The 19,805-nt window shown below is 66.3% G+C and carries 18 protein-coding genes; 6 read left to right on the forward strand and 12 right to left on the reverse strand.

Annotated features, from left to right (window positions below; all coding sequences use genetic code 11):
- Window positions 1–13: 13 nt before the first annotated feature.
- Window positions 14–2,374, reverse strand: a complete 2,361-nt coding sequence (locus tag RM530_RS06005; RefSeq protein WP_311364312.1) for a TonB-dependent receptor — start codon at window positions 2,372–2,374, stop codon at window positions 14–16.
- A gap of 194 nt (window positions 2,375–2,568) precedes the next feature.
- Here RM530_RS06005 and RM530_RS06010 point away from each other — a divergent pair, with 194 nt between their 5' ends.
- Entirely contained in the window at window positions 2,569–3,561 is a 993-nt protein-coding gene (locus tag RM530_RS06010; protein WP_311364313.1) for an LLM class flavin-dependent oxidoreductase, read from the forward strand.
- A gap of 399 nt (window positions 3,562–3,960) precedes the next feature.
- Here the strand turns inward: RM530_RS06010 and RM530_RS06015 are convergent, their stop codons facing one another.
- The 6 genes from RM530_RS06015 to RM530_RS06040 form a co-directional block, all read right to left on the reverse strand.
- Window positions 3,961–4,140 (reverse strand): hypothetical protein, encoded by a 180-nt coding sequence (locus tag RM530_RS06015; protein ID WP_311364314.1) that lies wholly within the window; start codon window positions 4,138–4,140, stop codon window positions 3,961–3,963.
- A 122-nt stretch (window positions 4,141–4,262) separates the two neighbouring features.
- Window positions 4,263–5,666 (reverse strand): GTPase/DUF3482 domain-containing protein, encoded by a 1,404-nt coding sequence (locus tag RM530_RS06020; protein ID WP_311364315.1) that lies wholly within the window; start codon window positions 5,664–5,666, stop codon window positions 4,263–4,265.
- Window positions 5,663–7,117 (reverse strand): DUF2868 domain-containing protein, encoded by a 1,455-nt coding sequence (locus RM530_RS06025; protein ID WP_311364316.1) that lies wholly within the window; start codon window positions 7,115–7,117, stop codon window positions 5,663–5,665. The genes RM530_RS06020 and RM530_RS06025 overlap by 4 nt, the downstream gene beginning before the upstream one ends.
- A 61-nt stretch (window positions 7,118–7,178) precedes the next feature.
- The gene (arfB, locus tag RM530_RS06030; RefSeq protein ID WP_311364317.1) at window positions 7,179–7,604 is read right to left on the reverse strand and encodes an alternative ribosome rescue aminoacyl-tRNA hydrolase ArfB; all 426 of its coding nucleotides are present in this window, start codon (window positions 7,602–7,604) and stop codon (window positions 7,179–7,181) included.
- A gap of 83 nt (window positions 7,605–7,687) precedes the next feature.
- A complete protein-coding gene (locus RM530_RS06035) occupies window positions 7,688–8,206 on the reverse strand; it encodes a YIP1 family protein (protein ID WP_311364318.1) in 519 nt (172 codons plus the stop codon).
- Between the two features lie 97 nt (window positions 8,207–8,303).
- A complete protein-coding gene (locus RM530_RS06040) occupies window positions 8,304–9,191 on the reverse strand; it encodes a crotonase/enoyl-CoA hydratase family protein (RefSeq protein ID WP_311364319.1) in 888 nt (295 codons plus the stop codon).
- A gap of 102 nt (window positions 9,192–9,293) precedes the next feature.
- On the opposite strand from RM530_RS06040, the gene RM530_RS06045 reads away from it, so the two are divergent.
- Window positions 9,294–9,500: a hypothetical protein gene (locus RM530_RS06045; RefSeq protein WP_311364320.1), complete on the forward strand. Its 207-nt coding sequence runs from the start codon at window positions 9,294–9,296 to the stop codon at window positions 9,498–9,500.
- Here the strand turns inward: RM530_RS06045 and RM530_RS06050 are convergent.
- The 3 genes from RM530_RS06050 to RM530_RS06060 all read right to left on the reverse strand — a co-directional run bounded on the left by RM530_RS06050 (window position 9,497) and on the right by RM530_RS06060 (window position 15,579).
- Window positions 9,497–11,002 carry an efflux transporter outer membrane subunit gene (locus RM530_RS06050; RefSeq protein WP_311364321.1) on the reverse strand — a complete coding sequence of 502 codons (1,506 nt, stop codon included), beginning with the start codon at window positions 11,000–11,002 and terminating at the stop codon, window positions 9,497–9,499. The genes RM530_RS06045 and RM530_RS06050 overlap by 4 nt on opposite strands.
- The gene (locus RM530_RS06055; RefSeq protein ID WP_311364322.1) at window positions 10,999–14,277 is read right to left on the reverse strand and encodes an efflux RND transporter permease subunit; all 3,279 of its coding nucleotides are present in this window, start codon (window positions 14,275–14,277) and stop codon (window positions 10,999–11,001) included. The genes RM530_RS06050 and RM530_RS06055 overlap by 4 nt, the downstream gene beginning before the upstream one ends.
- Before the next feature lie 69 nt (window positions 14,278–14,346).
- Window positions 14,347–15,579 carry an efflux RND transporter periplasmic adaptor subunit gene (locus RM530_RS06060; RefSeq protein WP_311364323.1) on the reverse strand — a complete coding sequence of 411 codons (1,233 nt, stop codon included), beginning with the start codon at window positions 15,577–15,579 and terminating at the stop codon, window positions 14,347–14,349.
- A 265-nt stretch (window positions 15,580–15,844) separates the two neighbouring features.
- Between RM530_RS06060 and RM530_RS06065 the strand changes: the two genes are divergently transcribed.
- Complete coding sequence (locus RM530_RS06065) at window positions 15,845–16,480, forward strand: TetR family transcriptional regulator (RefSeq protein WP_311364324.1); 636 nt, start codon at window positions 15,845–15,847, stop codon at window positions 16,478–16,480.
- 234 nt (window positions 16,481–16,714) lie between these two features.
- On the opposite strand, the gene RM530_RS06070 is transcribed toward RM530_RS06065, so the two are convergent.
- Together RM530_RS06070 and RM530_RS06075 are read right to left on the reverse strand one after the other, a co-directional pair.
- Entirely contained in the window at window positions 16,715–17,158 is a 444-nt protein-coding gene (locus tag RM530_RS06070; RefSeq protein ID WP_311364325.1) for a hypothetical protein, read from the reverse strand.
- A 117-nt stretch (window positions 17,159–17,275) separates the two neighbouring features.
- Window positions 17,276–17,842 (reverse strand): chalcone isomerase family protein, encoded by a 567-nt coding sequence (locus tag RM530_RS06075; protein WP_311364326.1) that lies wholly within the window; start codon window positions 17,840–17,842, stop codon window positions 17,276–17,278.
- Between RM530_RS06075 and RM530_RS06080 the strand changes: the two genes are divergently transcribed.
- Genes RM530_RS06080 through RM530_RS06090 form a run of 3 tightly spaced genes read left to right on the forward strand, consistent with a single transcriptional unit; the run spans window position 17,826 to window position 19,780 of the window.
- Window positions 17,826–18,071, forward strand: a complete 246-nt coding sequence (locus tag RM530_RS06080; protein ID WP_311364327.1) for a hypothetical protein — start codon at window positions 17,826–17,828, stop codon at window positions 18,069–18,071. The genes RM530_RS06075 and RM530_RS06080 overlap by 17 nt on opposite strands.
- A complete protein-coding gene (locus RM530_RS06085) occupies window positions 18,068–18,523 on the forward strand; it encodes a GNAT family N-acetyltransferase (RefSeq protein ID WP_311364328.1) in 456 nt (151 codons plus the stop codon). Before RM530_RS06080 ends, RM530_RS06085 begins: the two co-directional genes overlap by 4 nt.
- Window positions 18,524–18,544: 21 nt before the next feature.
- Window positions 18,545–19,780 (forward strand): aminotransferase class V-fold PLP-dependent enzyme, encoded by a 1,236-nt coding sequence (locus tag RM530_RS06090; protein ID WP_311364329.1) that lies wholly within the window; start codon window positions 18,545–18,547, stop codon window positions 19,778–19,780.
- Window positions 19,781–19,805 lie beyond the last annotated feature (25 nt).

Raw genomic sequence — 19,805 nt, forward strand, 5'->3', positions numbered from 1 at the left:
GCGGCATTCGTCGCTACCAGCTGGCGCGGAATGAGGCCACCAGGCTGCGCAGCGGAATCTGCTGGGACACGTAGGTGTCCGCGTACACGCTGTTGTCGAATACCAGATCCTTGGCGCGTTTGTCGCTGAGGTTGGTGCCGGCCACGATGATGGCCCAGCGTTCGTCGCTGGGGCCGAACACCAGGCGCGAACCGATCAGGGTGTAGCCGCCCTGGCGGCTGTGCGCGTCGAGGTCGGAGGCCGAATACTGTTCGCCGCGATAGCTCAGGTCCACGCCCCAGCGCAGCGCGTAGGTTTCGCCGATCGGCAGCGTGAACAAGGGTGACAGCGCGGCCGTGAACTTCGGGGCGTTCGGCAGGGTGCAGCCGCTCAGGTCCTGGCGGCCGTCTCCGTCCGGAATGCCGCAGCTGTCGTTGCCGTCCTCGGCGGCGGGCGCATTGGGATAGCTGTCGTACTCGGCCTTGCCGTAGGCCATGGAAGTCGCCAGCGAGAACCAGGCGATCGACGGGCGCCAGTTGGCCTCGATCTCCACGCCTTGCAGGATCGCCTCGGCCGCGTTGTTGACCTCATAGGAGACGTTCACGAAGTCGACCACCTGCAGGTCCTCGACTTCGGTGCGGTAGGCGGTGAGGTTGAAGGTCAGCGAACGGTCGAACCAGCGGCTCTTGAAGCCGGCTTCGAACGAACTGGCGCGCTCCGGTTCGAATTCCAGATTGTCCGCGGATTCGGCGGTGGCGTTGAAGCCGCCGCCCTTGAAGCCGCGCGTCCAGGTGAGGAAGCTCATGAAGTCGTCGGACCACTCGTACTGCAACCCCAGCTTCGGCGAGAAGTCGGTTTCGTGTCGGTTCAGGGAGGTCGTGAAGGTATCGGCGCCGACCACCAGGCCGACCAGCCCCGGTCCCACCGTCTGCACGTCGAAATCCGCATCTTTGTCCTCCACGCCGTAGCGCAGGCCGACGATGGTGGCCAGGCGTTCGCCGAGATGCCAGGTCATCTGCCCGAACACCGCATGGCTCTCGCTGTCCTGCTCGAAGCCGCGCAGCAATTGATCGTTGATCGGGATGCCCGGCAGCGGTTGCAGGGCATCGAGCAGGCTGGCGATCAGGCCGGTGCCGGGAATGTCGCCGAGTCCGAGCGCATCGAACCCGGCGGCGCTCAGGGCAAAGCCGACCAGGTTGTCACCGGCGATCGTGTCGAGGTGGCTTTCAAGGTCCGAACGATAGCCGTAGACGCCGGTGACGAACTCGACATGCCCGCCCAGGCCGAACAGGGAGCCCGCCTCGCCGGCCGTGCGCAGTTCGATCGAGTCCTGGCTGAAGTCGTTGCGGAAGTCGGTGATGATCAAATCGGCGGGGCTCACGTCGATGTCGATGATCGTGGCGAGATCGAAGGCGGCGTGGCCGATCACGGCGGTGCTGGTCAATCCTTGCAGGCCGAGCACCGCGCCGTGATCGTATTCGATCAGGGCGCGAGACAGGTCGGAGGTGCGTTCGACGTAGCCCGGCACGTTCATCGCGGTCTGCGTATCGAGCGGATCGTCCTCGGTCTGCGGATCGTATTCGCGCGAATAGGCCAGCGCCGCCGGCGCCGCGTCGAACAACTGCCACGGCGGGTAATCCACGCTGGTGTCCGAGTACTGCGCGGACAGGCCGAGGGTCCAGCCGGAGCCCGGCGTCGCCATCAGCTTGAGGCGGCCGGCGCGCTGTTCGAGATTGCCTTCGGTGCGATTGAGCGTGGTGTTGTCGACCTCGCCGTCGCGGTCCCAGTACAGGCCGGACAGGCGCGCCGACAGCCAGTCTCCGAGCGGCACGCTGACGCCGGCCTCGACGCGCTTCTGGTCCGGATCGCCGATGCTGGCCAGCACATCGCCCGAAAAATACGGGGACGGTTCGGCGCTGAGAAAATTGATCACGCCGGCGATCGTGTTCTTGCCGAACAAGGTGCCCTGGCTACCACGCAGCACTTCGATGCGTTCCAGATCGAACAGCCCGTCGGCCACGAATTCCGGTCGGCCGAGCGCCACGTAGTCCACCGACAGGCCCACCGAGGGATCGAATCCGACATTGTCGGTTTCCGTCGCGAACCCGCGGATGCCGATCACCGGCGCCTGCGGATCGATGTCGATCTCCACGTTGGCGACGCGGTTTTCGAGATCGCCGGCGTCGAAGCTGCCGGCATCGCGCATGGCCTGGGTATCGACCACGCCGACCGAGACCGGAACGTCCTGGAGGTTCTGGACCTTCTTCTGCGCGGTGACGACGATTTCTTCGAGTTGCACCGGCGCGCGATTGTTGGTCGGACGCGTCGAGTCCGGTTCACCGTCCTCGGTCTGCACGTCCTGGGCGAGTGCCGGCATCGCGACCAGGCTCAGCAAAAGTGCGGCTGCGCCGTGGTGACGGAGGCGGGGCGAAAGCACGTACATGGTTATTCGGAGGTTATAGGATCCCGGACGCCATTAATGGCATGCCCACCGTGTCCGGACCATGACGATATCTGCCATTCGGATCCGGACGTGGGTTCGAAGCCATGAAGGCGGATAATGAGGCCATCGCCTTGTCTAGGAGTCCCATGTCCATTCCCCTGTCCGTGCTCGATCTGGCGCCCGTGCCGTCGGGCTCCACTGCATCCGAGTCCCTGCGTCGCACGGTGGATCTGGCGCGTCTGGCGGAGTCCCTGGGCTACGTCCGGCACTGGTTCGCCGAGCACCACAGCATGCCCAGTGTGGCCAGCGCCGCACCGGAAATCCTGATCGCGCATGTCGCTGCGGCCACCCGCCACATCCACGTGGGCTCCGGCGGCATCATGCTGCCGAACCATTCGCCGCTGAAGGTGGCCGAGACCTTTCGTACGCTGGCCGGCCTGCATCCGGGCCGCATCGACCTCGGCCTGGGCCGCGCGCCCGGCTCGGAGCCGGCCGCGAGCCGCGCCTTGCGCGCCTTCGAAGGCGAACAGTTTCCGGCGCTGCTGTCCGAGATGTGGGCCTATTGCCACGGCGGATTTCCGGAGGGCCATCCTTTCAGGAAGATTCGCGCGATGCCGGACGACGTACCGCTGCCGCCGATCTGGATTCTGGGCTCCAGCGGCGCCAGTGCGCGCATGGCCGGCGCCGCCGGCATGGGCTACAGCTTCGCCAGCCATTTCAGTCCGACACCGGCGGCGCCGGCGTTCCAGGCCTACAAGTCCTCATTCCAGCCGTCCGAGGCATTTGCGCGGCCGCACGCGATTCTGGGCGTGGCGGTGGTTTGCGCCGAGACCGAAGCCGAGGCCGAGCGCCAGGCCTCGACGATGGACCTGGCGTGGCTGCGTATTCGCCGCGGTGAGTTCCTGCCGCTGCCGAGCCCCGAGGAAGCGGCCGCCCATGCCTATACCGATTTCGAACGCGAGGCCGTGGCCGAGTACCGCCAGCGCACCATCGTTGGCACGCCGCCGCAGGTGCGCGCGGCGATCGAGTCCATGGCGACGGCCTGCGCAGCCGATGAAGTCATGATCGTCAGCAATCTGCACGATCCGGTGGCGCGTCTGCGCTCTTACGAGCTGGTCGCCTCGGCGTTTCTGGACTGAATCCAATGATCCGGCGCCGATATTCAGGGCCGGTTCGCAGCCCGGCACGCAAGCTGTGATGCACGGCGGCTGCCTTGCCAGCTTTGGCGATCTCGCAGCCGCACCCGACTGGACTCGATTCGGCGCGGCCCGAGCTTGCGCCACGGCTAACGCCCATGCCGCAAGCAGCACCCTGCACAATGAATCGCCTGCGGCATGGCCGTAGCCCTCAACCACCGCTCGCATTCGCGAGCGGGCGAGGGTCGGTCGGCATCACGCCGCGCGTGATTCACGCTAACGGAGGAGGCGCCCCATGGAACTCGTTCGCCCGATCCACCGGTGCTGCGGTCTCCGGGGGGGCCACCCGCAGCACTGATTCTGAAACCTGGGTCCGAAAGCCGGCTCGTGGACGGTTGCTGCTCAGAGCTCGTGCGAGGCCACGAGCCGGCCGGAGCGGTATTCGCCGATCCAGCGACGAACGCCCTTGGGGACCTCGTGCCGCCGCAATTTGTCGCGCGCATCGGACATCGAGAAGCAGCGCGCCAGCGTCTTGAGCGTGCCCTGCGGACCACAGGCATGCAGAAAGAAGGTGGTTTTCATCGTCGTCGTCCTTGGGTGATACCGGTCCATGAGGCGTAGCCGTCCCTGCGTCCGAACCGCTTCGGGGCGGACGCGAATCAAGCTGCGAGATGCTTCGATTCAAGCCTTTCGGCGCTGAATTGCTACTGAATTCCGACGGGCTCGGATGCCGCCTCAGCGCCGCCGTCCAGCGCTTGCGCGATCGCCAGCGCCAGCGGCCGGAGCACGGCCTCCGGCAAGGCCTCTTCCGCAGCGTTGTTGAGCGCCGACCATTCGGGATGTGCGCGCGCACGCAGCACCTGTCGGGCAACCGTCGGCGACGGCCAGCCGGCGGCGCTGCCGGTCCGCAGCTGCTCCTGGGCCGCGTGGCCGCGGCGCAGCAGGGCGCGCAGCAGCTGTGTCTGCCGGCCGGCCAGCACGGCCAGCGTGCCGGCCTCGATCACGAGCGTGTGATGTCCGCGCAGGCGATCCGAGATTTCCCGGCCCAACGGACCCGAGGCGCCCCAGACCGCGCCCAGCCCGGCTCCGATCAGGGCGGCCGCGCCCAGGCTCAGGCCGCCGGTGAAGGCATCGACGGTGAGACCCGCCATGCCGCCGGCGGCCGCCGCCGAACCGGTGCGCACCCCGAGGATGCGCATCGCCTCGGGGTCGAAGGGGTCGAGCTGCCAGCGGCCCTGCTGCAAGGGCAATTGCGGCGGTTCGTAGGCGTTCAGTTCGAAGCGGAACAGGCCCAGCAGCGTGTCGACGCAAATTTGTTCCGCAGCACGCACGCGCTCCTGCAAGCGCGCTCGGGCGGCGGGTTCGTCGCCGTCCGACGGCACGCTGAGACGCAGGCCGGCGACATTGACCAACAGTTCGGCGACGCTGCGGCTTGCTGCCAGGATCAGGGCATTTCGATCCTCGTCGCGTGAGGCGCCGAGGTGCTCCAGCTGGGACCTGCGAGATTCCAGAAGTACGCCCAGCTTCTCGAAAATCTCATGTTCGGCCTCGAAATCGAACAGCACGGTGTCGAAGCTGGCGATCACATGCAGACCCATGCGCGCCAGCTGGCTGCGCCATTGCCCGGGGTCGGCGTCCACGCTCGCCGTGAAGTTGAGCACCGGCAGCAGCGGCCGGCCACATTCGGCCAGTACCCGCAGTTCGTCCCGATGCTTGGCGAGCACCGGTTCGCGTGCGTCGATGACGTACAGTGCCGCCTCGCTGCGCAACAGCTGGCGCAGCACCTTGGCTTCCTGCTCGAAACGGCCCTGGTCGTGATCGCCGGCCAGAAAGACTTCGATGCGCGCCACCGGGTCGGCATGGCGGCCCGGCACGGTGTCGAGGAAGTCCGACAGCGCGCTGGCGTCTTCCAGCCCCGGCGTGTCGTAGAGCGCGACCAGCGCCTTGCCGTCGGCAAGCAGCGCCGCGCCCTGCACGTCGCGCGTGGTCGCGGCCCGGTCCGAGACCTCGCCGAAGCGGCTGTCGCGCGTCAGCGTGCGCAGCAGCGAGGTCTTGCCGGTGTTGGTGTGGCCGACCACGGCCAGTGACAGGGCATCGCTGCGGATCATGCGCTGATCCCGTCCTCGGACAAGGCGGGCAGGGCGCCTGTCGCGTCGGCGCACCAGGGCAGCACGCGATCCATGCCCGCGCGCGTGGCAAAGGCCTGCCATTCGTCGAGGCGGCGTTGCGTGGCTTCGTTGCCGCGTGCCTGCAGGCGTTCGAAGGCCGCGAGCACCAGAATCGCCGGAACCTGCGCCGCGTCGATCGCCTCGACCGCGAAGCGCTCGTTGCCGCGGTCCGGTGTGGCGGTGGCGCGTGCCACAAAGATCAGCCGGCCGGTTCGGGCTTGTGCGAGTTGATCCAACAATTGGCGGCCTTGCTCCGCGCTGTCGGCCATGCCGAGCCAGTGGCACTGCCACTGCGACTCGATCGCATCGACATCGTCCGGCGCCCATTCGAGCCCGAGTGCGAGGCGGCCTCGTCCATGCGCGGCACGGCCTGGCACACGCCGACGCGGCGCCGAGGGGCGCTCCGACGCCGGATCGACGACGCCGAGACCGACGTGATCCGGCAGCAGACGTGTGCGCAGGCGCGCATAGCCGGGTCGCGTCAGGTCACGGCCGATGTTCGACAGCGCGCGCATTGCCAGCGCCACGCAGGCCAGCAGCGCCAGCAGTCGCGGCAGCACGCCATAGACCACCAGGGCGGCGAGCAGCCATACGGCCCAGGCTTCGCGGGCACCGCTGTCCAGAGCCCCGTCCACGGGCAGGGTTTCGGGGCCGGTGGCACCGAGCAGCGCCGGGCCCAGCGACATCCAGCGCGCCCATTGCGCCAGTGCCTGCGGGCTCAGCAGAGTGGTTTCCCAGGCTAACTCGTAGGCGCGGACCGAGAGCAGCACCGCCAGTGTCAACAGCGCGCACACAGAAAACGCAAGCCAGGCGGCATGCACGACGGCGCCCAGCAGCCAGCGACCGCTGCTGCCGCCCGCCAGCAGGCGAATGGCGTCCAGCGCACTGCTGTCGGCTGGCTCGGCGGGCCCGGAACTCGCGAGGGCGTGTCGTTCCCAGCGGGTCCACAGTTGCCTGATCAGTCGGCCGAGACCCGGTGCGGCGCGGCTGGACCAGGGTTGTATCGCCAACCACAGCAGCAGGCTCAGCAGATTGAAACCCACCAGCACACAGACCAGCAGCGGCAGACTGACCGGCTGGCGGCTGCCCAGCGTGGTGCTGGCGGCGGCGATGCCGGCGATGCCGCTGAGCGTGAGGACGATGCCGACCAGCGCCAGCGCGCTGCGGCGCAGACGGCGCAGCGCGCGCAGGCGTGCGTCCGACCCGGGCAGGGCCTGGGCGCGGGTGGCGAGCCGCTGCGCGAAGTCGCCGCCGGCCGCGATCGCGCGGGCATCGGCGTCGGGCGTGTGGGGTGGATGGCCGGCGTTTTCTTCGCGCAGGCACACCAACTCCATAAGCAGGCGATCGCCGAGCCGGAGCGCGCCGGAGGGTGCTGTCGAGAGTACGGACATGTCGTGCGAATCATACGCAAACGCGGCTTCGCTTCCGGCGCTGTGGATGTGCCGCGCTCGTTTAATCGTCCGTGCTGCTGCGCAGCCGCTTGGTCCGACCGCGCCGGGTTTTTTCGTCCACGCGCTTGCGCCTGGCATTGGCGCTGGGCCGCGTCGCCTTGCGCACGCGCGGAACGCGCGTGGCCGCTTCGAGGATCAGGCGCAGCCGTTCCAGAGCGTGCTGGCGATTGCGTTCCTGGCTGCGCTCGGTCTGTGCCTTGATGATCAGCACGCCGTCCTGCGACAGGCGCCGATCCGGGCGGTCCAGCAGCCGTTGCTTGACCGCATCCGGCAGGCTGGAGGCCGGGATGTCGAAGCGCAGCTGTACCGCGCTGGAGGTGGTGTTGACGTGCTGTCCGCCCGCGCCCTGGGCGCGGATCGCGGTCCATTCGATCTCGCTCAGCGAGACCGAGACCGAACGGGTGATGACGAGCGTGGCGTCGGACACGGGAGGGCGCGAACGAGTCGGAAAGCATCGCGCGACCGCAGCAGCACTGCGAACGGCGGTCGCGCGAGGTCCGGATTGGTGGCTCAGGACGCCAAGCCGAGACCGAGCAGGACGTGCAGCACGATGTTGACGACAAAGCCGATCAGCACCACGACCACGGCACGCCAGGTCTGCGTGTAGTCCAGGGCCTGGCGCACGCCGACGATCATCGCCACCAGCATCCAGATGCTGACCACGAGCCCGATCAGACCGCCCAGGGATGGAATCGCGGTCAGGACCAGCAACACGCCCGGACTCTGCGCGAAGCCGGTGGTGCGCGCGATTTCGCCCCAATCCGAGCTGGTCTGGGCTTCCGGCAGCAGTTTGGTGCCGATCAGCCACACCAGGCCGGCCCAGACCGCCCAGCCGAGAATCGAGATCAGCACCGTCATGATCAGCAGGCCGATGCCGCCGACCGCGAGCGCGCCGATCCCGGACGCGATGGCCACGATCACGACCACGCCCAGCGCCTGGGCGGTCGCGCCGGTATCGGCTTCCACCTCTTCGAACGTGGGTACATCGAGCTTGGCCGCGCCAAGCATGCGTTGAGTGAAGCTTGCCATGTTCAGACTCCCTTGCCGGTTGCCATTATTGTTGGAGGGGATTCACTTATCGCGCAGGCATCGCCGCCGCGTCAAACGCGGCGCGTCTGCCCGCAGGTCAATCCGGACGACCCAGCCACTCCTCGCAGAACGGCGGCAGCTCGGTGCTCGGGCTGAATTGCGGCGGTCGCTTCTCGCGAAACGCCTGCACGCCTTCCTTGCCGTCACGGGTGCTGGTGTAGAACACTGCCAGGGAATCCACGCGATGCGCTTCCAGCGGATGCGGCTGCGCCGAGTTGCGCATCATCATCTGACGCGTCAGCGCGACCGCGACCGGAGAACGGTTCTGGGTGATGCGACGCGCCAGCGCGCAGGCTTCGTCGAGCAGTTGTTCGGGCGGCAGCACGGCCTTGAGCAGACCGCCATCGAGTGCCGTCTGGGCGTCGAGAATGTCCGCGCTGTAGGTCCATTCCAGGGCCTGGCTGAGCCCGACGATACGCGGCAGGAACCAGCTCGAACAGGCTTCCGGCACGATGCCGAGCCGGCCGAACACGAAGCCGATGCGGGCCTTGTCCGAGGCCAGCCGGAAGTCCATGGCCAGCGTCATGGTGGCGCCGATGCCGACCGCCGCGCCGTTGATCGCCGCAATGACAGGCTTGTTGCAATCGAAGATCGAGAGCGTGACGCGGCCGCCGGTGTCGCGCACGCCCTTGAAGATGGCAGGATCGTCGAGGCGCTCGCGCATGTCGGCGAGCGTGGGCTGCAGCGTTTCATCGAGGCCGAAGACATTGCCTTCGACCGACAGGTCCATTCCGGCGCAAAACGCCCGGCCGCTGCCGGTGACCACGATCGCGCGAATATCGTCGCGCGCGTTGACGCCAGTGAAGAAGTCGACGAGCTCGTTGGCCATCTCGACCGTGAAGGCGTTGAGTTGCCCGGGCCGATTCAGTTGCAATGTGGCGATGCCGGTGTCGTCGACATCCACGGACAGGGTGTTGTAGCGCATCGGGGGGCTCTCCAGAATGGGGACGCCACGATAGTCAGCGGGGAGCACAAGCGTCCACCTCGCGTGCTGACCCGAACAGTGGCTTCCACGGAGTTCTCGCGCATGCCCAGCCCCGCCTACCTGTTCGCGTCGATCGTCTTCAGCTCGATCGGCCTGGCCGCGTTTCTGTACGGCAAGAAGCAGGCGATGGCGCCGCCGCTGGTGGTCGGCGTGGCCTTGATGCTGGCGCCCTACTTCCTGCCGGGAACGGTCTGGTTGTGCGGCGTCAGCCTGGCGCTGCTCGGTGCGCTTTACTGGCTTCGCAGCTAGGACGGATCGGCGACTTCGCCTGCTTCCTCGGTTTGCTCGTCGGCGAGCCAGCCGCCCCCGAGCGCGCGGTACAGGTCGACCAGACTGGTCAGGCGCAGCAGGCGGGTTTGCAGCATCGACTGCTGCGCCTCGAACAGTGCGCGTTGCGCATCGAGGCGTTGCAGGCTGCTGTCGACGCCGCTGCGGTAGCGAAGTTCGCTGAGTTCCATGCGTCGCTGCGTGGCTTCGAGCAAGTCGGCCTGGGCGGCCAGCTCTTCGTCCAGCGTGGATCGTGCAGCCAGACCGTCCGCAACCTCGCGGAAGGCCGTCTGGATGGCCTTTTCGTATTCCGCCACGGCGATGTTTTCGCGTAGGCGCGCAAGGTCGAGATTGGCGCGATTGCGGCCGGCATCGAAGATCGGCAGCGTGATCTGCGGCATGAACGACCATGACTCGGTGCCCGAGTCGAACAGTCCATCGAATTCGCTGCTGCTTGTGCCGTAGCTGCCGGTCAGGCTGATGCGCGGGAAGAATGCGGCGCGCGCCGCACCGATGCTGGCATTGGCCGCGCGCAGGGACTGTTCGGCGGCGAGGATGTCGGGACGTCGCTCGATCAGCTCGGACGGCAGCCCGGCAGGGACGTCCGCGATCAGCGCCTGCTGCCCCAGGGGCAACGGCGGTGGCAGACGGTCCTCGGGGATCGGCTGGCCGATCAGCAGCGTCAGTGAATTGCGCGCCTGAGCTTGCTCGCGCTTCGCCGCGGCGAGTTGCGCGCGCGCCGTGGCATGCAGCGTCTGGGCCTCCCGCAGTTCCAGTTCGGAGCCAACGCCGGCGTCGAAGCGCAGCTGCGCCAGGTGCAGGCTTTCGGCGCGCGTGTCCAGCGTGCCGAGGACGATGTCCATCCGCTCGGCCGCCGAGCGTTCGTTGAGGTAGGCCGTGGCGACGGCGGCGATCAGCGAAATCTGCGCGCCGCGACGAGCCTGTTCGGTTGCCAGGTATTCGGCCAGCGCAGCATCGCGCAGGCTGCGCACGCGGCCGAACAGATCGAGTTCGTAGGCGGAGACGCCGAGCCCGACCGAGTACTGTTCGTAGATCCCACCGCCACCGGTAGTCGCGCCGGTGCTGGACGCGGTGCCGTCCGGAACGCGCTGGCGCGTGCCCTGGGCATCGGCATTAACCGTGGGCAGGCGATCGGCACGCTGAATACGAAACTGCGCGCGCGCCGCCTCCACATTCAGAATCGCCTGACGCAGATCGCGATTGTTGTCCAGTGCGATGTCCATCAGGCCACGCAGGCGCGCGTCGCCGAAGAATTGCTGCCATGGAATCTCGGAGGCACGGCGATCGCCGGCAGCGGCGACGGCGCCATCGCCGGATTCCGCGGTCTCCGTTTCGATATAGCTGCCCGCAATCGGCGCCTGCGGGCGTTCGTATCTCGGTGCCATGGAACAGCCCGCGAGCAGGGCGATGGCGGTCGCGGCGAGCACGCGGCGCAGCGACACTGTGGGTGCGTTGGGGCTCATGAACGGGGCTCCTGTGCCGCCAGCTGCGGGTTTGCATCCGGATCGTTTGGCTTGGCCCCGAAGATCTTGTTGACGGCGACGAAGAACACCGGCACCAGGAAGATCGCCAGTACCGTGGCGGCGATGATGCCGCCGAGCACGCCGACGCCGACGGCGCGCTGGCTCGCCGAGCTGGCGCCGCTTGCGATCGCCAGCGGCAGTACACCGAAGCCGAAGGCCAGCGAGGTCATCAGGATCGGCCGGAAGCGCAGGCGTGCAGCCTCCACGGTGGAGTCGTACACGCTGCGGCCTTCGGCGTGCAAGTCCTTGGCGAACTCCACGATCAGGATCGCGTTCTTGGCCGACAGGCCGATGATGGTGACCAGGCCGACCTTGAAGAACACGTCGTTGGGCATGCCGGTCAGGGTCACGGCAACCACCGCGCCGAGCACGCCCAGCGGCACCACCAGGATCACCGACAACGGGATCGCCCAGCTTTCGTAGAGGGCGGCCAGCACCAGGAACACGACCAGCACCGACAGGCCGAGCAGCATCGGTGCCTGTGCGCCGGATTGCTTTTCCTGCAGCGATTGACCGGTCCACTCGAAGCCGTAGCCGACGCTGAGCGTACCGGCGAGCCGTTCCATGGTGTCCATGGCTTCGCCACTGCTGACACCCGGCAGGCCCTCACCGGAAATATTGATGGACGGGTAGCCGTTGTAGCGGGTCATGAGGACCGGTCCGAACGTCCATTTCGTGGTGGCGAAGGCGGACATCGGCACCATGTCGCCACGGCTGTTGCCCACGTCCAGGCGCAGGATGTCCTCGGGTGACATGCGCCAGTCCGATTCCGCCTGAATCACCACCCGCTGCATGCGGCCTTCGTTGGGGAAGTCGTTGATGATGGCCGAGCCCAGGGCGAAGGACAGCGTCTGGTTGATGTCGCCGAAGGACACCCCCAGGGCGCTCGCCGCATCGCGATCGATCTGCACTTCGAGCTGGGCCGAGTCGGGCAGGGCGGTCACGCGCAGCGTTCTCGGGTTGATCTTGCCGCTGCGCTGGGCATTGGCCATCAGGGTCTCGCTGGCCTGCTTGAGCGCGGCGTAGCCCTGGCCGGAACGATCCTGCAAACGGAACTCGAAACCGCTGCTGGTGCCCATCCCCTGAATCGCCGGCGGCACGATCGACAGCACCTGGGCGCCCTTGATCTCCGAATTCATCAGCAGATCGTCGATGCCGCGAGCGGCGATCGCCGTCGCCGATTGCTCGTCGTCACGTTCCGACCAGTCGAGCAGCTTCACGAAGGAAATCGCAGCATTGGGGCCGGTGCCGGAGAAGCTGAAGCCGCTGATCATGACTTGCCTGCCGATGGCCTGCTGGGTCGGCGTGAGCTGGCTGCGCAGCGCCTCGACGCGCGCCTCGTCGCCGTCGGCGCGGGCCCGGGCAATCTTTTCGCGCATCTCCGGTGGCCCCAGGTAGTAGTTCTCCACCTGTCGCGATACCGCTTCGGTACGGTTGGCGCTGGCGTTTGGTGGCAGCTGGATATCCACGAGTACCGTTCCCTGGTCCTCGACCGGAAGAAATGAGCCCGGTAGGCGCAGGAACAGGAAGCCCGTCATCGCGACGATGACCGCGAATACCGCCATGAAGCGCCACGGCCGGGTGATGGCCCGCGCCACGCCTTTCTCGTAGTGCAGCGTGGTGCGCTCGAAACTGCGATTGAACCCGTTGAAGAAGCGGTCAACGATACCCATCGGACCGCGGCGGATGTCGCGGACGTGGTCGCTGCCGTGAGTCGCCGGCTTGAGCAGGGTGGCGCACAGCGCCGGTGTCAGCGACAGCGCCAGAAAGCCCGAAAACATGATGGACACGGCCATCGACACCGAGAACTGCCGGTAGATCACGCCGACCGAGCCGGACATGAAGGCCAGCGGCAGGAACACCGCCGTCAGCACCAGGGTGATGCCGACCACCGCGCCGGTAATCTGCTGCATGGCCTTGCGCGCGGCGGCGCGCGGCGTCTGCTCGCCATCGACCATGATGCGTTCGGTGTTTTCCACGACGATGATCGCGTCGTCCACCAGGATGCCGATGGCCAGCACCATGCCGAACATGGTCAGCACGTTGATCGAAAAGCCCAGCACCATCAGCACGCTGATCATGCCCAGCAGCGCGATCGGTACCACGATGGTCGGAATCAGCGTGTAGCGGAAGTTCTGCAAGAACAGGTACATCACCAGGAATACCAGCACCATCGCCTCCACCAGCGTGTGCAGCACCTTTTCGATGGAGATCTCGATGAACGGCGAGGTGTCGTGAGGCACCTCGGCGTAGACGCCGGGCGGGAAGTACTTCGACAGCTCGTCGAGTTTGGCACGCACCGCCTTGGCCGTGGCCAGCGCATTGGCGCCGGGTGCGAGCTGCACGCCGAAAGCCGCCGCGTCCTTGCCGTTGACCCAGGAATTGAACTGATAGGTCTGGGCGCCGACCTCTACCCGCGCAACATCGCGCAGCCGCACGATCGAACCGTCCTGGGTGCTGCGCAGGATGATCTTGCCGAACTCCTCCGGTGTCGAAAGCTGGCCCTTGACGGTGACGGTGGCGGTGATCTGCTGTGTCGGCGTGGACGGTTTGTCGCCGAGCGTACCGGCGGAAACCTGCGCGTTCTGCGCGGAAATCGCGTTGTAGACATCCGCTGGCGTCAGCTCCAGGCCAGTCAGCCTGGCCGGGTCGATCCACACCCGCAGCGCGCGTTCCGGCGCGAACAGCTGTGCCTTGCCGACGCCGGGAACGCGCCGCACCTCGTTGATGACATTGCGAGTGACATAGTCGCCGAGCGCGATGTACTCGTAGTTCGGGTTGTCCGACAACAGTGCACCGACCATGAGAAAGCCGGCGTTGGCCTTCTCCACCTGCAGGCCCTGTTCGAGCACCTGTTGCGGCAGGCGCGATTCCACCCGGCTGATACGGTTCTGAACCTCGACCTGCGCCAGGTCCGGATCGGTGCCCGACTTGAAGGTGGCGGTGATCACGGCGCGGCCCGAGGACGAACTCGTGGACGAGTAGTAGATCATGCCGACCGCGCCGTTGAGCTCCTGTTCCACCAGGCTGGTCACACTCTGGTCGAGCTGCTCGGCCGAGGCGCCGGGGTACAGTGCGGTGATCTCGATGCTCGGCGGCGCGACTTCCGGATACTGCGCCACCGGCAGCTTGGGAATCGCGAGCACGCCGAACAGGATGATGAACAGGGCCACCACCCAGGCGAAGATCGGGCGATCGATGAAAAAATTGGGCATGGGTCGGTTCTCGGCTTCAGTTTCCGCGCGTGTCGGGGGGCTGCCGTACAGCGAATGGCAGGTGCACGATCACTGCTTCGAGTCGTCGTTCTTGGCGTTGGGTGGTGTTGCGCCTTTCGGGGATTCACCGGGTTTGATCGGGGTTTCCGGTTGCCAGGGCCGGGGCGCGACTGCGGAGCCCGGCTTGGCGTGCTGGAGGCCTTCGACGATGAGCTTGTCGCCCTGCTTGAGACCTTGCTCCACGATCCAGCGATCGCCCACGGTATTGCCGAGTTCGACCACGATTTGCTCGGCCTTGTAGCCCGGTTTTCCGTCGCCGCCGGCCGGCACCACCAGGCTCACCAGGGCCTGGCCGGCGCTGTTGCGCTGAATCGCCTGCTGCGGGACGGTGATCGCGTTTTCGGAGACCGCCTGCTCGATGCGGACGCGAACATAGGCGCCCGGCAGCAGTTCCCCGTCCGGATTGGGGAACAGGCCGCGCAGCGACACCTGGGCGGTATCGGGATCCACGCTGACATCGGAGAACAGCAGCTTGCCGCCATGCGGGTATTCCTCGCCGTGGTCGGTGACCAGGCGCACCTGCGCCGCCTCGCGGCCCACGCGCTTGATCTTGCCGGCCTCGAAGCGACGGCGCAGGTCGTTGAGGTCCGCGGCGGACTGGGTGAAGTCCGCATAGATCGGGTCGAGCTGGCGGATGGTGGCCAGCAGCGTGGCTTCGCCTTCGCCGACCAGCGCGCCTTCGGTGACCAGCGCGCGGCCGATACGGCCGGAAATGGGCGCCTTGACCGAAGCGTAGTCCAGATTGATGCGTGCAGTGTCGAGATTGGCCCGGGCCGCATCCACTTGCGCCTGAGTCTGTTTCTGCGCGGCGACCGCATCGTCGTATTCCTGCCGGCTGACGGCATTGGAGTCGATCAGCGTTGCGTAGCGCTTGGCCAGCGCCTGCGCCTGGAAGGCATCGGCCTGGGCCTGCGCCAGGGCCGCCCTGGCGTTGTTGTAGGCGGCTCGCAGCGGCGCCGGATCGATCTGGAACAACACCTGATCGGCCTTGACCTCGCTGCCCTCTTCGAACTTGCGTTCCAGCACGATGCCGGACACCCGCGCCCGCACCTGGGCGACGCGCGTCGGCGACAGGCGGCCCGGCAGTTCGTTGATGATCGGCACCGGCCCGGCTTTCACCGTGACGATGCCGACTTTTGCCGGCGGGGGAGGAGCATGCTCCTCCCCCGTACCGCAGGCGGCAAGCAGCAAGCCCAGGCTGGCCGCGAATGACAGGCAATAAAGGCGCGAAAGCGTGGCCATGGCGATAGATCGGTCCGGGGCGAAAAAGTGGGAACAAAACAGGCCAAGCTCGCGGACGAACAATGGGACGCCGTGCGCAGGGAAATTGACCAGGCCGCTAATTTACAAACATTCGCGGATGTTTGTAAACAGGCAAGTCAATCAACTAGAGTATCAGCGCTTATCTCTTGCGTTGTGCAGGAAATTCCGATGGCCCTGGGGGGCGTGTCCGGAAAAGGTTTTTTGGCGGAATTAGCGCCTCAGCTCGGAGGGGACGTAGGCTCGTATGGCCAGGCGAACGAAAGAAGAGGCGATTCAGACTCGCGAATCGATACTCGACGCGGCCGAAGACGTCTTTCGCGAAAAGGGAGTGTCGCGCAGCAGCCTTGAAGAGGTGGCACGCAGGGCCGGTTGTACGCGCGGCGCGGTCTACTGGCACTTCGCCAACAAGCGCGAGCTATTGCTCGCGATGTGCCGGCGCATGGACGCGACGATTGCGATTCATCGTGAACAGATGCAGAGAGCGGCGGTGGACGATCCGATCGGCGCTTTACGCAACTTCTTGCGATACATCGTCGGCGATCTGCTGCGCGATCCGCATGCGCGCAAGGTGCTGGACATCATCTATCACCGCTGCGAATACGTGGACGAGATGCGCGAGTTCACGGAAATTCTGGACAACGAGTTCGATTCCAAGCATCAGGAGATCGAGCAGCTGTTCACTTGCGGACAGGCGCGCGGCCAGATCCGCCCTGATCTGCCGCCCAAACTCTGTGCCAAGATGACGCACTCCCTGCTTGGCGGCATCCTGCATGACAGCTTGCAGGACGCCGGCCCCAACCGCCGTTTCGCGGCTTTCAGCAATATGCAGGTGGTGGACTTTCTGTTCGAAAGCCTCGGCTACCGGGCGGCCGCTGCATAAAATATCGATTCGTGATCGATATGGCCACGCTGAAAGCGCCACGGGCGGCCGAGCGGTTTGCTTTTTTGACGCCGCGCTAACGGCCATGCCGCCAAGCGGCACCCCGCAGTATGAATCTGCTGCGGCATGGCCGTTGCCCTCACCCACCGCTCGCATTCACGAGCGGCCCCCCTCTCCCGCAGGCGGGCGAGGGTAGCTCGGCATCACGCCGCGCGTGATTCACGTTAAGGCGATTCACCCGCCGAGACGGTTGCCGCGGTAGATCACATGGCGGGACGCGGTCTTTGCCTTGGCTTCGTCGGTCCGGCTCTGTTCCGCCGGAGCACCCCGATACCAGGCGGTGGCCGCTGCGTCGCGGCGGGCCTTGGATTTTTCGACATGAAGGCGCGACTGGGCCCGGCCGACCGCAGCCCTGAGCGCGTCCATCAGGGCTGTAGGGCGGATCGGCCGCGAGAAATCGGCATCGCTGCAGCACGTGCGGTTGCTGGTGTAGCGGATCACCGCACGCTCGTCCTCTGGCCAATGCCCGGTGACGACGTCGACGATGCTGATGTCGGCGGCGGCGGTCGTCCATTCGAGTTCGGCTGTCAGGGCGTGGGCCGCGATGTTGACGGCCGAGACGATCGCCGAGCGTTCGGACTCCGGCACGCCGAGGAAACTGATCGTCAGTATGGCCATCTGCGTTCCATGGGGTTTGACATTCCTTGGCCAGCAATAAGGGTGCCATGCGCATGTGTGGCCAAAAAAAAGGCCGCTCGTCGGAACGGCGGCCCCGCGGCAGGTGTTGGTTGCGGTTCAGCCTTTGAGCATCGCCTTCTTCAGATCGGCCTGGACCGGATGTTCACCCAACCAGATCTTCAGCAGCGCGGAGGACAGATCAGCCCCCTGAACCGCGTCAAGCTTGCGGTCCTCGAAGACAATGCCGGTGCTGCCATCGGCGGCGAAATCGAGCTTGAGTTCGTCACCTTCCTCCACCGAGCCCACCTCACGGAACAGGCTATCGAGTTCTTCGAGCTTGGGTTGCAGCGCGGTCAGCTCATCCTCGCTGAGGTTCTTTTCGACCCCTTCGTGAAACGCACCCATGAGGGTGTCGGCGCTGAGGCTGCGCTTCATCACCAGCGTGACGCGGCGCGGTTCCTGGGCATCGATCACCGCTGCGGCGTCGCTGGTTTTCCGGGGTAGGTAAAGGGCTGCGACATAGACGTCGGCGATGATGTACTTCTTGCGCAGGCCTGCACCGTTGAGTACAAGTTCGGTGCCGTCCACGCTGGCCGTGTCCTTGATGTCCACACCGGCCACCTTGGCGGCGAAGGCGCTGGTCGCCACACCGACGATGGCGAAAGCCATGATCAGTTTTTTCATGGTCCGTTCCTCAAGATCGCATCGAGAAGTCGACGGTCACTGTAGATCAGGCAAGCTGAATACCGGCGGACCGTCGCACGGTGCGGCGCAGAGAGTACGGGCAGGCTATCGTGTACCCGCCATGAATGCATTTGAATTACGGACCGAGCGGCTGCTGATTCGTGCCTGGAGCAAGGATGATCGCGCCGGCTTTTCCCGCCTGGTCTCCGATCCGAAAATCTGCAAATGATGCGCTTCATCAACGGCGGGCAGCCGATGAGCGAGGCGCTCAGCGAGCACTTTCTGTCGCGCCAGCAACGCAGTCTTGCGCACACCGGAACCTGTATCGGCGCGATGCTGCAGGTCGACACCGGCGAGCTGATCGGCGTCGCCGGAATGCAAGCTTTGGACCGTGTGGCGCGCCTCGATCTGGCGAGGTGGGTGTCGCCGGCCCACTGGCGCCGTGGCTACGCGATCGAGGCCGCCGTGGCGGTCTGTCGCGATGCCTTCGAACGCTTGCGCCAGCCCTTGTGTTCGCTGCGATCGATCGCGAAAACACCGCATCCCGGGCCGTTGCGCGCAAGCTGGGCATGCGCTTCGAGTCGGCCGTCGTCGCCAGCGACCATGCATCGTGGCGCTTGCCATCGCCGATCGATGTGTACAGCCTGCGGCCCGCGCAACGCTTCATTTCAGCCCCCATGAAGGAACAGCCCCCGAATCCTCATGTCGACCGAACTTGATATCGAATTCGTGCGTACGCAATTCCCCGCGTTCGCCGAACCCAGCCTCGCAGGCTCCGCCTTCTTCGAGAATGCCGGTGGCTCCTACGCCTGCCGCCAGGTGATCGATCGCCTTGGCGAGTACTACCGGCGCTTGAAGGTTCAGCCGCATGGCGGCTACGCAGCGTCCCGTGAGGCGGGGCAGTGGATGGATCAGGCCTACGAACGGCTCGCACCGTATCTCGGCGTGCCGCCCGACTGGCTGCACTTCGGCCCGTCGACCTCGCAGAACACCTACGTGCTGGCTCAGGCTGCGCGCAAGCGCCTGCGACGCGGTGACGAGATCATCGTCAGCCAGCAGGACCATGAAGCCAATGGCGGTGTCTGGCGGCAACTGTCTGATGACGGTGTGGTGGTCCGCGATTGGAACGTGGACCCGCGCAGCGGCCGCCTGGACCCTGCGGTGCTGGCGACGCTGATCACGCCGCGCACGCGGCTGCTGGCGTTTCCGCATTGCTCGAACATCGTGGCCGAGATCAATCCGGTGCGGGCGATCGTGGCGCAGGCCCGCGCTGCCGGTGTGTGGACCGTGGTCGACGCCGTGTCCTATGCCGGTCATGGTTTTGCGGATCTTGCGGAGCTGGATGCCGACGCCTATCTGTTGTCGATGTACAAGACCTTCGGTCCGCATCAGGGGCTGATGGCGCTGCGCCCGGCGTTCCTGGACTGGCTCGGCAATGAAGGCCACTACTTCAACGCCCAGCAGCCTCGCAGACGCATGGTGCCGGCAGGGCCCGATCATGCGCAGGTCGCGGCGGCGGCCGGTGTCGCCGAGTATTTCGACGCGCTGGATGCGCACCATTATCCCTCGGCCGACCCCGCGCACCGCGCACCGCGCATTCGGGCCTTGCTGAGGGCTGCCGAACGGCCACTGCTGCAGAAACTGCTGGATGCGGTGAAGGATCGCCCGGCACTGCGCCTGCTCGGGCCGGCGGATGCGGCGCGGCGCGCAGCGACCGTGGCGCTTCAGGTGACCAGCGGTTCGCCGGCCGATGTGGTCGCCAAGCTCGCCGAACGCGGAATCATGGCCGGCGCCGGACACTTCTATTCGGTGCGTCTGCTCGAAGCGATGGGTCTTGCGCCCGATCCCGGCGTGCTGAGACTGTCGTTCGTGCACTACACCAGCGCGGCCGACGTCGATCGGCTGATCGACGCCCTGAACATCGTGCTGCCGCGCTGAGTACCCGATGGCGCGGCTTCGGACG

Source organism: Banduia mediterranea (assembly GCF_031846245.1).
Classification (GTDB): domain Bacteria; phylum Pseudomonadota; class Gammaproteobacteria; order Nevskiales; family Nevskiaceae; genus Banduia; species Banduia mediterranea.

Coding starts and splice junctions, on each gene's coding strand:
- RM530_RS06010 (WP_311364313.1), top strand. CDS start 2,569: ATGTCCATTCCCCTGTCCGTGCTCGATCTGGCGCCCGTGCCGTCGGGC.
- RM530_RS06015 (WP_311364314.1), bottom strand. CDS start 4,140: ATGAAAACCACCTTCTTTCTGCATGCCTGTGGTCCGCAGGGCACGCTC.
- RM530_RS06020 (WP_311364315.1), bottom strand. CDS start 5,666: ATGATCCGCAGCGATGCCCTGTCACTGGCCGTGGTCGGCCACACCAAC.
- RM530_RS06025 (WP_311364316.1), bottom strand. CDS start 7,117: ATGTCCGTACTCTCGACAGCACCCTCCGGCGCGCTCCGGCTCGGCGAT.
- RM530_RS06035 (WP_311364318.1), bottom strand. CDS start 8,206: ATGGCAAGCTTCACTCAACGCATGCTTGGCGCGGCCAAGCTCGATGTA.
- RM530_RS06040 (WP_311364319.1), bottom strand. CDS start 9,191: ATGCGCTACAACACCCTGTCCGTGGATGTCGACGACACCGGCATCGCC.
- RM530_RS06045 (WP_311364320.1), top strand. CDS start 9,294: ATGCCCAGCCCCGCCTACCTGTTCGCGTCGATCGTCTTCAGCTCGATC.
- RM530_RS06050 (WP_311364321.1), bottom strand. CDS start 11,002: ATGAGCCCCAACGCACCCACAGTGTCGCTGCGCCGCGTGCTCGCCGCG.
- RM530_RS06055 (WP_311364322.1), bottom strand. CDS start 14,277: ATGCCCAATTTTTTCATCGATCGCCCGATCTTCGCCTGGGTGGTGGCC.
- RM530_RS06060 (WP_311364323.1), bottom strand. CDS start 15,579: ATGGCCACGCTTTCGCGCCTTTATTGCCTGTCATTCGCGGCCAGCCTG.
- RM530_RS06065 (WP_311364324.1), top strand. CDS start 15,845: ATGGCCAGGCGAACGAAAGAAGAGGCGATTCAGACTCGCGAATCGATA.
- RM530_RS06070 (WP_311364325.1), bottom strand. CDS start 17,158: ATGGCCATACTGACGATCAGTTTCCTCGGCGTGCCGGAGTCCGAACGC.
- RM530_RS06080 (WP_311364327.1), top strand. CDS start 17,826: ATGATCAGTTTTTTCATGGTCCGTTCCTCAAGATCGCATCGAGAAGTC.
- RM530_RS06075 (WP_311364326.1), bottom strand. CDS start 17,842: ATGAAAAAACTGATCATGGCTTTCGCCATCGTCGGTGTGGCGACCAGC.
- RM530_RS06085 (WP_311364328.1), top strand. CDS start 18,068: ATGATGCGCTTCATCAACGGCGGGCAGCCGATGAGCGAGGCGCTCAGC.
- RM530_RS06090 (WP_311364329.1), top strand. CDS start 18,545: ATGTCGACCGAACTTGATATCGAATTCGTGCGTACGCAATTCCCCGCG.